This window comes from Niastella sp. OAS944 (assembly GCA_024809215.1).
GTDB lineage: Bacteria > Bacteroidota > Bacteroidia > Chitinophagales > Chitinophagaceae > Niastella.
In genome coordinates this window covers 24,254-37,890 of the sequence record JANUBW010000012.1, presented here as the reverse complement: position 1 = coordinate 37,890, position 13,637 = coordinate 24,254, and the positions used below count along the sequence as shown (strand labels likewise).

At 37.0% G+C, this 13,637-nt stretch carries 14 protein-coding genes; 9 read left to right on the top strand and 5 right to left on the bottom strand.

Annotated features, from left to right (window positions below; translation table 11 throughout):
• Positions 1-101: 101 nt before the first annotated feature.
• The 3 genes from GGD38_RS32925 to GGD38_RS32915 are packed head-to-tail and all read right to left on the bottom strand — an operon-like array spanning position 102 to position 1,828.
• Positions 102-1,043 carry a toprim domain-containing protein gene (locus GGD38_RS32925; protein ID WP_375302355.1) on the bottom strand — a complete coding sequence of 314 codons (942 nt, stop codon included), beginning with the start codon at positions 1,041-1,043 and terminating at the stop codon, positions 102-104.
• Between the two features lie 9 nt (positions 1,044-1,052).
• Entirely contained in the window at positions 1,053-1,433 is a 381-nt protein-coding gene (locus GGD38_RS32920) for a hypothetical protein (RefSeq protein WP_375302354.1), read from the bottom strand.
• A gap of 59 nt (positions 1,434-1,492) precedes the next feature.
• Positions 1,493-1,828 carry a helix-turn-helix domain-containing protein gene (locus GGD38_RS32915; RefSeq protein ID WP_375302353.1) on the bottom strand — a complete coding sequence of 112 codons (336 nt, stop codon included), beginning with the start codon at positions 1,826-1,828 and terminating at the stop codon, positions 1,493-1,495.
• 305 nt (positions 1,829-2,133) lie between these two features.
• Here GGD38_RS32915 and GGD38_RS32910 point away from each other — a divergent pair, with 305 nt between their 5' ends.
• Both GGD38_RS32910 and GGD38_RS32905 read left to right on the top strand, forming a co-directional pair.
• The gene (locus tag GGD38_RS32910) at positions 2,134-2,364 is read left to right on the top strand and encodes a hypothetical protein (protein WP_375302352.1); all 231 of its coding nucleotides are present in this window, start codon (positions 2,134-2,136) and stop codon (positions 2,362-2,364) included.
• A 42-nt stretch (positions 2,365-2,406) separates the two neighbouring features.
• On the top strand, positions 2,407-2,910 hold the full coding sequence (locus tag GGD38_RS32905) for a hypothetical protein (RefSeq protein ID WP_375302351.1): 504 nt from the start codon (positions 2,407-2,409) through the stop codon (positions 2,908-2,910).
• An 11-nt stretch (positions 2,911-2,921) separates the two neighbouring features.
• Here the strand turns inward: GGD38_RS32905 and GGD38_RS32900 are convergent, their stop codons facing one another.
• Positions 2,922-3,614 (bottom strand): hypothetical protein, encoded by a 693-nt coding sequence (locus GGD38_RS32900; RefSeq protein ID WP_375302350.1) that lies wholly within the window; start codon positions 3,612-3,614, stop codon positions 2,922-2,924.
• Positions 3,615-3,881: 267 nt separating this feature from the next.
• Between GGD38_RS32900 and GGD38_RS32895 the strand changes: the two genes are divergently transcribed.
• The 7 genes from GGD38_RS32895 (at position 3,882) to GGD38_RS32865 (ending at position 12,367) form a co-directional block, all read left to right on the top strand.
• A complete protein-coding gene (locus GGD38_RS32895; RefSeq protein WP_375303941.1) occupies positions 3,882-6,980 on the top strand; it encodes a DEAD/DEAH box helicase in 3,099 nt (1,032 codons plus the stop codon).
• 67 nt (positions 6,981-7,047) lie between these two features.
• On the top strand, positions 7,048-7,347 hold the full coding sequence (locus GGD38_RS32890; RefSeq protein WP_375302347.1) for a hypothetical protein: 300 nt from the start codon (positions 7,048-7,050) through the stop codon (positions 7,345-7,347).
• Positions 7,348-7,826: 479 nt separating this feature from the next.
• On the top strand, positions 7,827-9,218 hold the full coding sequence (locus GGD38_RS32885; protein ID WP_375302346.1) for a DUF3696 domain-containing protein: 1,392 nt from the start codon (positions 7,827-7,829) through the stop codon (positions 9,216-9,218).
• Entirely contained in the window at positions 9,218-10,069 is an 852-nt protein-coding gene (locus GGD38_RS32880) for a hypothetical protein (RefSeq protein WP_375302345.1), read from the top strand. Before GGD38_RS32885 ends, GGD38_RS32880 begins: the two co-directional genes overlap by 1 nt.
• A 299-nt stretch (positions 10,070-10,368) precedes the next feature.
• Positions 10,369-10,803 (top strand): hypothetical protein, encoded by a 435-nt coding sequence (locus GGD38_RS32875; RefSeq protein WP_375302344.1) that lies wholly within the window; start codon positions 10,369-10,371, stop codon positions 10,801-10,803.
• Between the two features lie 14 nt (positions 10,804-10,817).
• Positions 10,818-11,495 carry a hypothetical protein gene (locus GGD38_RS32870; protein ID WP_375302343.1) on the top strand — a complete coding sequence of 226 codons (678 nt, stop codon included), beginning with the start codon at positions 10,818-10,820 and terminating at the stop codon, positions 11,493-11,495.
• Between the two features lie 344 nt (positions 11,496-11,839).
• Positions 11,840-12,367, top strand: coding sequence for a hypothetical protein (locus GGD38_RS32865; protein ID WP_375302342.1), 528 nt, complete (start codon positions 11,840-11,842; stop codon positions 12,365-12,367).
• Positions 12,368-12,964: 597 nt separating this feature from the next.
• Here the strand turns inward: GGD38_RS32865 and GGD38_RS32860 are convergent.
• Complete coding sequence (locus GGD38_RS32860; protein ID WP_375302341.1) at positions 12,965-13,549, bottom strand: Crp/Fnr family transcriptional regulator; 585 nt, start codon at positions 13,547-13,549, stop codon at positions 12,965-12,967.
• Positions 13,550-13,637 lie beyond the last annotated feature (88 nt).

The window sequence follows — 13,637 nt, the reverse complement described above, 5'->3', positions numbered from 1 at the left end:
AACACACCGCTCGCCATAAAAACTGGCCAATGGTATTAATGGTTTTCACCTTCGTGCTGTGCTCGATGTGGCATTAAAGCAAACACGATTGCATAAAGCTGTTATAGCCGTCGTTTAGGCTGTAGATTTTGCTGTAATTGGGTTTGGTGATGTATTAACCAATCGTTTAAATCCTTGTGGCCACGATAAAGTTCACTTCTATCGATATACTTATCCCGGTTCCAGTCCAACGCTTTTTGCGTATGGGTTTTACCTGCGGTGTCCTGGTCTAAGAGCAAGTGAACACGCAGATGTTTGTCGAGTAATTCCCGGCTTTTGTCAAGAAATGAAAGCGAATTAAGTATCAGGTTGTTTGTAATGGGAGAGGTGCCACTTTTATTGATTGCGCAAAATGAAAGGAAGGAAAAGAAACCTTCAAATACGGTGATGTGTTCCATTTTGTTGTCAATAAAAGTGGTGTCTTTTGGTGAACTGCTACCTTTAAAATTTTCGTTTCGAAGCTCGAATCCTCCGGAATTGTTCGGAAAACCAATTACGGTATGCTGTTTTCCATAAAGACTAAAATCAACTTCCTGACAATATTTGCTGGCAATTTCCAGCGGGATATGTCTTTTAGCCAGGTATTCTACCAGGCTGTTTGCTGCCAATGGACGGATGTCTTGCACCATAATTTTGGAGTCTGTGGCCTCCTTTTTTTCACCAGCAAGGCGGAGAGACGGCACCATCGGCCCGCCAAAGACAGTAGGCGTTTGAAAAGAAAGGGTTGGCTGATTTTGAGAGCTTGATAGTTTTAAAAGCGCTTCGCTGATTGTGCAATTATGGTATCGGGTCGTGAAATCAATAATGTCGCCACCCTTGCCGAGTCCGAAATCGAACCATACATTGAGCGGTCTATTTACTTTGAAGGAGGCTGTCCGTTCCTCACGTAATGGCGACAGATACCAAAAATCCTGGTGATGCACCCTTTGTGGGTGATGGTTTAATGAAGACAAGTAATCGATCATATCAATCTGCTTTGCCTGTTCACACGATAACTGTTTCATACTTTAGTTTTAAGATTCTTTGTTAGAATTAGGTTTTTCCCGTTTGTATTTTGGGATAGAATCAGCGATATTATTATCTGTCCCGCGAATAGATTCCCGGCTGAAAACTTTGGGATTATTGATGCCACTGTTACGGATACTATCTTTTAGATCCAGCCAGAGCCGGATATTGTAATCCGCCAGCTCGCCCAGCTCCTCAGGTGTTAACTTGTGTGGGTTTGATACTGTGGAGGATGGTTTACCGTCCGATTGCTCCTCGAATAAGGAAAAGACATTGGGGACAAAGCCTTCGCCAATCTCCAAATTCCGGTTAATAAAGAAACTGTTTCCGTGTAACCTGATCTGCTTTCCGGTACTTAGCTGGAATGTTTGCCTTTTAAATTCAGCCATAAGAATTAAGTTTTAAATGTTATAAATGCGTTTTCAATTGAGCTGGTGAAAAGAAACGGTTACGCATCCGTGTCCTGGGATTCCGTACTCATAAGTTTTTGTACGTCCTGGAACAGGAAATAAACCCTTGACCTGACTTTTACCGGTTTCAATTTGCCGACTTTGATCCAGCTGTAAATGGTTGGTTTGGTGACCTGGAACAGGGTACACAGTTCCGTGATCTTCAAAAGTGGTTTGTAGATTAGTCCGGGTGTTTCCAGCACATTGCCTTTTGGCGTGTCTTTTTCTATTTTGGCTACTTCTTCCCGGATAATCTGGCGGATGTTTTGCCAGTATATAGTCGGCTCATAAGGAAACAATATGGGCGTGTTGCCATGTTGCGATAGTTCTTTCATACACGTTACTGGTTTAATGGTGAATTAATAATGTAAAGATGCTTTAGGGAAAAAGGGAAATAGCAGAGTGTGGGGCGAGGCTCGTATAGAAAACGTTGCCTTGCACCACAGAACGGGTGACCCATACAAGAAAAGCATGTAGGTAACAGCGTTACCGTTCTGCACAAAATCTTTCATACACTTATCTGTTTTAGAATTGCAACATACGAAGTGGGGTAAGCGGAAAAAAGCCAAGTATACTTAGAGATTGAAAAAATGCCGTTTTAACAGGTATATTTGACCTAATAAGTAATGATTTAGATAAAATGGACACAAATAAGCTGTATGTAAAGTGTAAGAACTGCGAAAGAATTATTGCCGAAATAATTGAAGATGCAATGGTGCCGGCAGCCGAAGATTGTTATAAAATGGGCAATGTGCCTGATCCCAACATGGGCTGGCTATGCAGCCAGGAATCTGCGAATGAATTCGAAAAGAAATATGAAATCACATTTGAACTGACCCAGGATGGGAAAGTTGATTATTATGCTTCTTGATGGTCGACTTTTGCAACATTTCCACCAAAATAAAATTATGACATGCACATAGTAAAGTCAACATATAAAGTACTTATAAATAAAGTATTGCCGTATGAGTCGGTTGAAGATTGGAAGGATTGGGCTTTGGAAATGATGGAGGCTGGTTTTGAAACAGAGCATCTTATATTATTGGCAGGATTGTCCGCAGATGTTAACCGTTTTCAATTAGAGGAAATCATCAAACATACCCTAAAGGAGCTTACTTTAGATGCAATGCCGGAAGAGGAAATTGTTTATGGTTACGTTTATTATTTAATAGACCAAGCGCTCAGTTTAAAGATGTCAACAAAAGTGATCTTAGGTACTCTAAGGGAATTGTGTCGCGATAGAGACTATGACAAAAAGTTGTTTGATTTTTACTTATTGTCCTTTGCTCGGCAGGATTTAGAAGAGGCGGGAGAGCAGTTTTATTGGGAAGGCGCAAATGCCGATAACATTGATACGATTATCAATGCCCAGTTCCTGGAGTGGAAAGGTAAATATGAGTCAATGCAGGTAAAGTAGAATAAACCGTTTTATGGTTTGCTTAATTTCAATTCAAGTTCATCAAGGATTTTTGCTGAATTAGTATTGCCTGTCTCTTTGAAAAATGATCTTGCATATTCAACTCCCTTTAACATTTCAGCACGCTCTTTTGCAGAAAGACTGGGTAACCTATATAGCCTGGAAAGGTTCTGTTTTAATTTGTCTTTGTCCGAACCATAGAGCTTATTAAGGAGTGCTGCCGATTGATTATTGGCAGGAAGTAACGGCGCGTTGCTAATTTTAGAATTGACGTAATATATAATTATAAGGGTAGGCGATTGGAACTGGGTGCGTTTGCACTTGGTGGTTTCCGCGATCTGGATTGCCAATTTTTCTTGTTCACCAGTTATCACTTCGAGTTTCGGCAAAAAGTTCCAATAAAAAGAGGGAAAGTAGATAAATGCCGTTAGGCTAAACAAGGCTGGAAGACCACCAATTAAAATGGCGGCAAACAGTGAGCGCCAGCTATTGCAATGTGTTAGTGTTAGTAGTACGCTAATTGCCATGATTAGCGCAAAATGCATCAAAACCTCTCTGAACCAATAAGTTCCGATTACTGATATTCGGGTCGCCTTAAAATTCCAGGTGGGATTTAGCTCAAGATGTTTCTCATTTTCCGCTATAAACAACGATCTTATGGTGTTAATGTCTAATGTGTGCTCCCTCGTTATGAAGGATTTCATGTTCCTCAAATTCACTCTTCGCATATACTAACGGTTTCTACTTAAAGATAGAAAAATTGATTCATATCAAGTGGCTAATATTTCATATAGGGATGAAATTTATTAAAAAGCAATGTTTTTATTATAGATGAATTATCATTCTAAGGCTTTTTCATGTTTTGAAAAAAGAGTAAGACGACCGAATTGTTGTTTAAATTATTGTTTGTCAACATTTGATTTGGTCTTATTTCATATATTTAAAAAAGTAAATCTTAAAAATAACCCTATATGAAATTGAAAGGTTTATTTATAGGTATTGACAGGTTCGAGTCTGTAAGTATACCCTGGTTAAATTGTGCAAAAAGAGATGCGTCAGCTCTTCACGCACTGTTCTCAGATACACTGGGAGGTCAAACAACTTTATTGACTGATCAGCAAGCCACAAGAATTAATATTGAAACTCAGATAAAATCACTGTATGATTGTGACAAAGACGATATTGTTGTGATCACGTTTTCTGGGCACGGATCTGATACTCATGAATTAATAGCTTATGACACAAATTTGGAAGACTTGGTGTTTTCAGGTATTCCTTTGAGTACACTTGCAGAATGGCTAACAAATATTCCTTCAAAACAACTTGTCTGTATACTCGATTGTTGCTTTTCAGGTGGAATGGGAGCAAAAGCTATTCAAGCGCCACATAAGTCTAGATCTTTGGTATCTACTCAAACTCTCTTGGAGCAACTGTCCGGTAAAGGAAGATTAATTCTCACAGCTTCGGGAGCGACTGAACCGGCTTGGGAGACAACTAAACATGGACATGGCTTACTTACATATCATTTGCTCAATGCAATGGAGGGTGCTGAAGAAGTTCTTACAAACGGTCGTATATCTATTTTTAAGCTATTGGAGTATGTTACAACACGTGTTAAGGATTATTCGTTAAGTATAGGTAAAATTCAACATCCTGTTTTACTGGGCCATATCGATGGAGGCCTGGAATGGCCGGTTTTCATCCGTGGAAAGTGTTATCAAGCAGTATTTCCTGAACGGTGCGCAGCAAAGGTCGATCCTTCTCCTCAATCATTACTGGCACATGGTTTCCCTCAGACTATAATTAATGTATGGCTAAAACAATTCTCCACATTCAATCAGCTACAACTTGATGCCATTAATGAATTTGGCTTATTTCAGGGGAAAAACCTGCTTGTCTCTGCACCAACTTCCTCGGGCAAAACGATGATCGGAGAACTGACTGCGATAAATCATGCGTTAAATCGAAAAAAAAGTATTTTTCTTTTTCCTTTAAAAGCTTTGGTCAATGATAAACTGAATTATTTTCGAACCTCTTATGGTGAATATGGTATCAAAACAATAAAAGCTACTGGAGAAAGCACAAGCGATGACATACTGCCTCTGATGCGGGGACAATTTGATATCTGCTTAATGACCTATGAAAAATTTTCCGCGTTAGCCATAGCAAACTCTCATATACTTAGGCAAATTAGTGTTGTGGTTGTTGACGAAGTACAGATGGTCACTGATAAAAGTAGGGGTGTTAACCTGGAATTTTTAATGACCCTTTTAAAAGTTAGGCGCCAGCAGGGTATAGCGCCTCAACTTATCGCACTTTCCGCTGTCATAGGAAATACCAATGGTTTTGAAAACTGGATGGAAGCAGAACTTCTGAAAAGAACAGAGCGACCGGTGCCTCTTGATGAAGGTATTATTAGGGCTGATGGCAGTTTTCGCTATATCGCTTCTGATACAAAAGAAGAAAAAGTTATTCCCAATTTTATACAACCTTTTTATCGAAAAGGCAGCAGCCAGGACTTGATCATTCCGCTTGTAACTAAATTGATTAGTGAAGATAAAAAAGTGATCGTCTTTAGAGAGACCCGGGGTGAAGCAAGTGGTTGTGCTGGATATCTTGCAACTTCTCTACAGCTTCCACCAGCGAATGAGGCACTGAAGTCAATGCCGCAGGGAGATCCTTCACTTTCATCCCAGAAACTTCGTAAGGTGTTGGCCGGAGGCGTGGCTTTTCATGTGTCTGATCTTGATGCCGAAGAACGATTAATTGTTGAAGAACAATTTCGTAAATCTTCTTCTGAACTTAAAGTAATAGCCGCAACTACTACACTTGCAATGGGTGTCAACACTCCAGCAGAAGCCGTTATTGTTGCGGGGCTTCAACATCCAGGGGAAATCCCGTACAGTGTTGCTGAATATAAAAATATCATAGGTCGTGCGGGGCGTTTGGGATTCGCAAATAGGGGTATGTCGTTTGTGGTTGCCATGAACGCGCATGAAGAATATTTTATCTGGCAGAACTACATTAAGGCTGACCCGGAAGATATCCAGTCGCTTTTCCTTTCCCAGTCCACCGATCCTAAAACTCTTATTTTACGAGTGTTGGCAGCAAACTTGGTAAAAACCGGATTATCAGCAGAAGATATATGCTTGTTTTTAGAATCAAGTTTTGGAGCCATTCAAAATAAACGCAAACTAGAAACCTGGAAGTGGAGCCACGAGTTGTTATCGAAGGCATTAACAGAATTGCGATTAAACAACCTTGTAACAGTAACAAATGGTTTATATCTGCTTACCCCACTTGGCCGCCTTACTGGTGAAGCTGGTCTGGAGGTCGACTCTATGCTAAATGTGGTTTCGGCATTAAAGCATTTAAAAAAAGAAGAAGTCAGCGAGTTAAGTATGATCGCACTTGCTCAACTGACCACCGAGCTTGAACAAGTCTATTTTCCAATGAACAAAAAAAGCACACAGAAAGAACCCCAAACATGGTTTGCAGAAATAAGCCGTCAAGGTGTGCCGATACCAATTATCAATATGATGCGGGGAACCGGCAGAGAGGCTTCCACGATTGGTACCTTACGTGCTAAAAAAGCGGTTGCATCTATATTATGGGTATCAAATACGCCAATGAATAAAATTGAAACTGTAATGACTCAATTCGGCGGAGGCTTTGATGGTGCAGCAGGGGCGATCAGAGGCATCACCTCAAGGGCCTGTGACGTACTTCCTACTATTGGGCGTGTAATAGAAATATTGTTTCCTGGTATTAGTATACCGACTCAACTATCTCGGTTGCTTGTTCGTTTAGAACTCGGTATTCCCTCTAAACTCTCCCACATTGGTTTTTATATTGGAAGAAATTTTTCCAGAGGAGATTACTTGAAGCTTTACGCGGAAGATATACATACTATGGATGCTCTAGCAAACACAGATTCGAATGTGTTGTTCGGTTTGCTAGGTCGTAATGAAACAAAATATAGTTTCGCCCTGCAATCAATAGCTAAGTATAAAGAGATGCAGCAAAATAATGTACAAGTGATGGAAGTACTTCCAATATTTGAAACATAGTTTTGCAAACAGATTAATTAATCCAATTGCATGCCGTAATATTCTTCCATCATGAAAAACTTATCGAATGACTTTGGAAAAATTAAAAGAAATGATCCGAAACAAAACCTTCCGATCCAATGATCAGGGATTTCGATATCGCTTTATTGAGGAGACAACATTGCAGGTTAATGGTCGGTTGGTCGATTCCGTACAATACCGGCTTGAAGAACAGGATGGCCAGTTTATTCTTGAACATAATAGTCTGTTAGGCACTGAGCCTTTAATTGTCGAACTTTTTACAGAAAAGCCGGTGACGCTTGTATTAAACAAAAAACTGTCGCGAAAATATGTTGGTACTTGGGTTGAAATGACAGATGACTACTAACATGCCTGACTCTTTATTTCTAAATATCAATCGCTTTTTTGATGTGGACTTTATATTAATCCGGCTAATTTTTCTTGAACAGTTAACAGCTGTTTGTACGATCCGGCATATTGATAGAGTATTAAATGAATGATTTAACTTCATTTGATATTATTTGACATTGAATACTGTCGGGCTACTCGTTTGTATTGCTGTTATTTCGTTTTGCCAATACTAGGCTATAGCTTCATTGTCCTTAACTTGAGAGCTATCGAATATTATTTTATGCGTGTAGCATATATCAAAGTATAGAGACAATACCTAAAATACAAATGGTCCACTTTGAACAACGTGAAAAACACCTTTTTTGTTTGAAGGTAATAAGATTTGGAAGCTGAAGTGTTGCAATATTAATATAAATTGACTAGGTTAGCGTTAGTTCAAGTAGAATGGTTTTGTGAGTTATCATCTAAGTAAATACTTAAAGATTATTAATTAATATGTTTAATTTATCAGTTCATAATTATAGGAGTTTTCAAAATCAAACATTCAATTTTTCTAGAATAAATATTCTTATTGGAGAAAATAGTGGAGGGAAAAGCTCTCTGTTGAAATTATTACTTGCTCTGAAACAAACACTGGATTCGCCTACGGAAGTCAATTTAAAACTAAATGGAGACTATACGAATTTAGGGAATTTTGAAGAAGTTGTTTATTATAACAAAAAAAATCGAAAAATTTCGATTGGGTTTAACGTCGGTGAAAAATATTTTGATTATTTCCTTGATTTTTTCTCCGATATTTCACACAGAGACGCAAATAAGTCCAGGTTGGCAGGAATAAAAAGAATAGTTAATGATTACAAGAATTCGGTTACTCAAGTGTCATTTGATTTTTCCTCAAAATTAAATGATCATAGCTCGATCAAAACTGTCTTTAGAAACGATAGGATTGGGAGTTTGGAAATTGTTCAAAAGCGGTTTAAAGACGAAAATAAAAATTTCAGAGACTTAAATTGCGATTTAAGGTTTTCTTTTAAGGAGCATAGTGGATTAATTGAAAATTGCTTCTCGTTTAAAGATGGTTTTTTAACATTAGTAGCTGCAGAATTTAAAATCAAGTGTGAGGAACAATTTGGAGACAAAGGGTCGTATGTTTATCATTCTATTGCATATTTATTAGTTTTCCAGAATTATATAAAAGATCAAATTGACAAAATTAGATTTGTAAATCCAATTGGGACGTCACCCAGACGGTTTTATTTTCAAGAAGATAAAAAATCAACCTATAAATTAATTGATATTGAAAAGTTTATAAACACACTTAGTGATAATACTTTATCAGTTAAACAATATAATGAACGTATTAGACTCTTAAACAGTACTATTAAGGCGTTTGGAATTGCTGAGGAAGTAAGCATAATTAAAGAAAAACAAATACCGGTTGTAGCCTTAAAAGTTAAAACTAAAGACTTTTGGTCTAATATTACAGATGTTGGTTATGGCGTATCTCTTCAAATACCTATTCTTTTTCAATCCCTGCTTTCAGAACATTATACAAAGTATGGTCAGACTATATTAATTGAACAGCCAGAAGTACACCTTCATCCTACATTACAGGCCAAGTTTATTGAAACCCTCTTGAGTATTGGCGCTAAAAATACTTATTTCATTGAAACACATAGTGAACACATAGTCCGTAAACTCCAGGTTTTAGTGAAGAACAAGGTGTTTAATATAAAGCCTGAAGACATTACTATTCATTACTTTAAAAGGGAGCCGCGAAAGTTCAAGGTAACTGAACACAAAATAATTGATGGTGGAAAATTAGTTCCTGCATTTCCATCTGGTTTCTACGATTCATCTTACTCACTCGTAAAAGAACTTCTATAATGGTTTTACTTCCTAATATTGACGTGATTGAATCTTGCGTTCAATTTAATAATTATAAAAACAATAGAAAGCTTTTCAATATTATTTATAATAGTACCACATCAATTTGCCTTTCAAGAAAGTTTATTGACCTCATTGAAGAAAATGTTTCAAATAGAGATGCCTTTCAGGCATTAATTAAAGAATTACAGGATGAAAATAGATTAAAAATAGAGAGAACAGTACCGAAGAATACTTTAATGCAAGAATTCATAGAAATTGCAAAAACGGCTAAAGTACCACTGCTAATTCCTGTTACAATAAAAGATGTAAACAATTTGATCGGAATTATTCCTTTTTTAACCATTTTTGAACATGCGACACCAATTAATCGGCATTGGTTAATTATCGAACTATTATCCAAAAATATTTGTAATGTTTCTTATCAAAATTTTAAAACAGATAAAGAAATAATTAAGTTTTTTAAAGAAGTATTTTCAATTCCTAAATATATAACCACTGTCAGTATTTTTGATAGAGAACAGAATACCGTATATCTATCGAGTATCAAGGGTAAGCATATAGAATTTTATACAATCCAAAGTGGAGGAAAGCAAAATGAGCATATTAGAAAACAAACAAAAAAACAACTGATTAATTCCTTAGGTGGCAAGGTAAAGTTGTTTTATACAAGCGATCCAAGAAAATTGCATGAAAGGAAAGTAATCTTCGAAAATATTATATTGACGATTGATAACTCACTAAACAATATAACAGTGGCCGAGCCCACTTGGGAATTAACAATTACATATGATTCAGAAAAGGCAAAAAAATGGAAAGATAAATGTTGTACTTTTTCGGAGGTTAATTAATAAAAGAATATCCTTGCCTAGCGTTTGACCTGTTAATGATATTAAATTTTAACCTGTACGAAAAGACGTTACTCGGCGGATGCTAACCTTCTCCGTTTTCCCTTCGATTTGTATCGAAATCATCATAAATCAAATTGGTTCTGCCTGGCATTATTTATCTTTACCAAATATTATCAATTCTTATAGTGTCAAGAACCACAAGTGTCATCCACTGAGTATCCCATTTTCAGAACTAAACTAACTCACTAATAATAAGGGTTAGGGTAGGTTCACAGCCCTCTCTCATTTGTATCATTATTATGAAATTGTCTGAACACTTCAAAATACTCGCAGAAAGCCAAGTCTATATTCTAGGTAATGAATTTGAATATGGTTATATAATAAACAAGAAAATCTATTCAAAAATCTATCTTGGCTCCTCCTGTGGCGACCCTACTTTGGGTATCATTGATCAAAAGGAGCAATGGGCTTTGCTTCTAGGTCATACTTCTTATTTATGGACACCCATCGAAACATTCAAATTGAGTGAAATCCACTCAACCTGTGAAGAAATATTTGAATGGCCCTATTCAGCCAAGCAAATCAATGACTTTGAAGTAGAAATTTTAGAAGATCCTTGGTCTGATAATCCAGGCATTTACATTATTAATGTAAAGGAGAAATCTGTTAAGCGAATAAGGGACTTCAAAAAGTTAGAAGTACCTTTTGATGACAAATTGAATATAGAATGGTAATATAGCATCGATATATGATTTCATTTGAAGAATACAGAAAACAATTCGAGATCTTTGGAAAAATAGATACGCCGGAAAAACTGGCTATTTGTGAAAGTCATTATAAAAGTCAACTTTTACATATTGAAGCGCAAAAATATTTTGAGCCCTTTGAATATGAAACGGGCAATGATGTTTCAAGCAGGTACGAGAACAACTTGGCAGAGTTATTGCCATTCGATAAAATATCTGAAAGTGAACTTTCATTGATTATAAAGCCGGCTTTTGAGCCGGAAAGTTTATTAGTAATTGATAAGAAACCCGGCAAATATTCGATTACCTATACTGCGTTGGTTACAAATTATTGGTATCTTTTTTATCAAGATAACAGCATAACTGAAGTAGAGAAAAAGATTGTAGCTGCGGAATTGAGAGAGGAGATTGGCGACAAGCTTTACTCTTTAATAGATACCGCTATTTTAGAAGCCAGAAAACCTGAAGCGGGTGGGTTTGTACTTGATGGTGTTGTTTATGTATTTTCTCGAATCCTAAATGGTAAACAAGTTTCGGTATTCAAGCATTCTCCAAGTGAAGGTTCGAAAACAGCAAATATTATTAATGTTATGGAATGGCTGGTCGAAAATTTGGAAACTTTAAATGAGGCCTCATATTCAGACTTGGGGAACATGATAGCGGCCTGTCAGGATAAATAAAATAAAACCTACCTTTATAAAGCCAACGTCTACCTGCACTAACCCAGGTAAGAATAACCCTCCCCAGCTCATTGAATCGACCAAAAAATCGACCGAAAAATTAAATAGCTGATTTTCCTGAAGATATAAAGACCGCACATATCCCGTCCGGTCCATAATAATCCTTAGGCGTTGTTTGAATATGGAAATGCCATATCAAATATTTTATGCAACCGAACAGAAGATGATAAACTAAAGGGATTATGGTTGCTTAGTCCTAAGTCATGATTATTATTATCAGATTTGTTTTATATCTTCAACTCTAGTCCGCTGCTTAACTTTTGTTCCGGCTGAACTAACACGGAATGTCAGCCATGCAGCTCATCGTTGATATTAGCGTAAATTATATGACGACTACTCGAATTATAGCCACATTATTTACTGTCGCTTTGACTGGTTGTGGTCTTGGTGCAGGGACGCTAGGAGGTTTTGCAACTATAACATTTCCCGCATCAAAGAAAAAAGTAATTATTGCGATTGATTCTCTATTTGCCCAATATCCTGAATACAAAATACCTGACAAGTGGAAAAAAAGAGATGATTGGAAAGAAAGAGGATATAATTTTTTAGACAGTAGAATTTTTTATTTTAAATCAGAGCCAGAAGAAATGTATTATGTTTCATTTTATGGTGACGCTAATGATTCACTTCAAGTTGACACAACTAAGACGGGTATTTCAATAAGAGCGGTTGATAACGGTGCAGATTATGTTTGGACAAAGGAAAGTGATATTAGTACTTCCGAAGAACGGCGAATATCAGAACGATTTCAAAACGAAATCGTTTCAAAACTTGAACATTATATCAATGCTAAAGCTTTTTACGGACAATAACTATGCAAATCCGTTAGTAGAATTTTAGAACATTCACAGGTAGCATTTTTTACTCAATTTTATTTTATAAGAATTGAAAAATTACGGTAAGACGTCGATTGTAATGGTTTTGTAAGGCCAATTGTTGATTGGTTTGTTGGACACTTTTTAATACATACATATAGAACGTAATAGTAAGACTTGTTTTTTATTATCTTTATATAACGATATCAGTTCTTATAAATTAAAAAATTCCCAGCGTCATCCATTGAGTCACCCATTTTGCAGCACTCAACTAACTGACTAACAATAAGGGGTAGGGTAGGTTACAAATCCTCTCTCTCCGCTCGGCTCAGTTAAATGAGATAAACTTAAAGTAATAAAACCTGCTAAATCAATGATTTGCAGGTTTTTTGCTTTTTAGGCATACCTGCTTTTACTGCATTTTATGGCTCAGGTTGAAAAGTTGGGGATTTAAGGGGGCATGTTGATTGGATAGAGGATTAGGAATCAGATGAAAAGTTGGGAGTTGATGATTCAGGCATTCATAACAACGGACAGCTTTACTCTTCCGATCTTTAATTCCGGTAGACACATTGTATTGTTACCGCCAGCTAGTCATTCTGTTTTCTTTTGTTGCTGTTGCCTCATCCGGCTTAAGGTTTCGCGAGATACACCCAGAAAAGAAGCGAGCATATGCAACGGAACGCGGTTGTATATATGCGGGCACATGTTAACGAAATTGTTGTATCTCTCTTCGGTAGTTTCACTGATATTGCTAAGGATCCTGTTCTGGGTTATTTCGAAATTTTTATTGTCTAATTTTTCTCTGAGTTTTCTAAACCGCGGAATTGTTTCACACAAGGCATCGAACCTTTCTTTTTCAATCAGCAACAGCTCACTGTCTTCCAACGCATCGATATTAAATTTAGAAGGAAGTCCGGAATGATAACTTTCATAATCACTGATCCACCAATCTTCTACGGCAAATCGAAGGATATGTTCGGTACCGTCGTTCCCTACGTGGTACAACCGAAGGCATCCTTTGGTAATAAAAGTATTAAAACGACTGACATCACCTTCCTGTAGTAAATACTGACGTTTACGAATCCGTTTTGGTATCGTTACCGCCTCTACAAGTTTCAGATCCTCATCGGTCAGCCCTCCATTTACCCTCAGGTAGTTGGCAAAAACTTCGAACATTTTAAAAAGCTTTTGCCAAAGCTATCCAAAAAACGCGTAGCAACAAACGGCAGCCTGCTATCACAAAGGCAAGCTGCCATTTACTAAA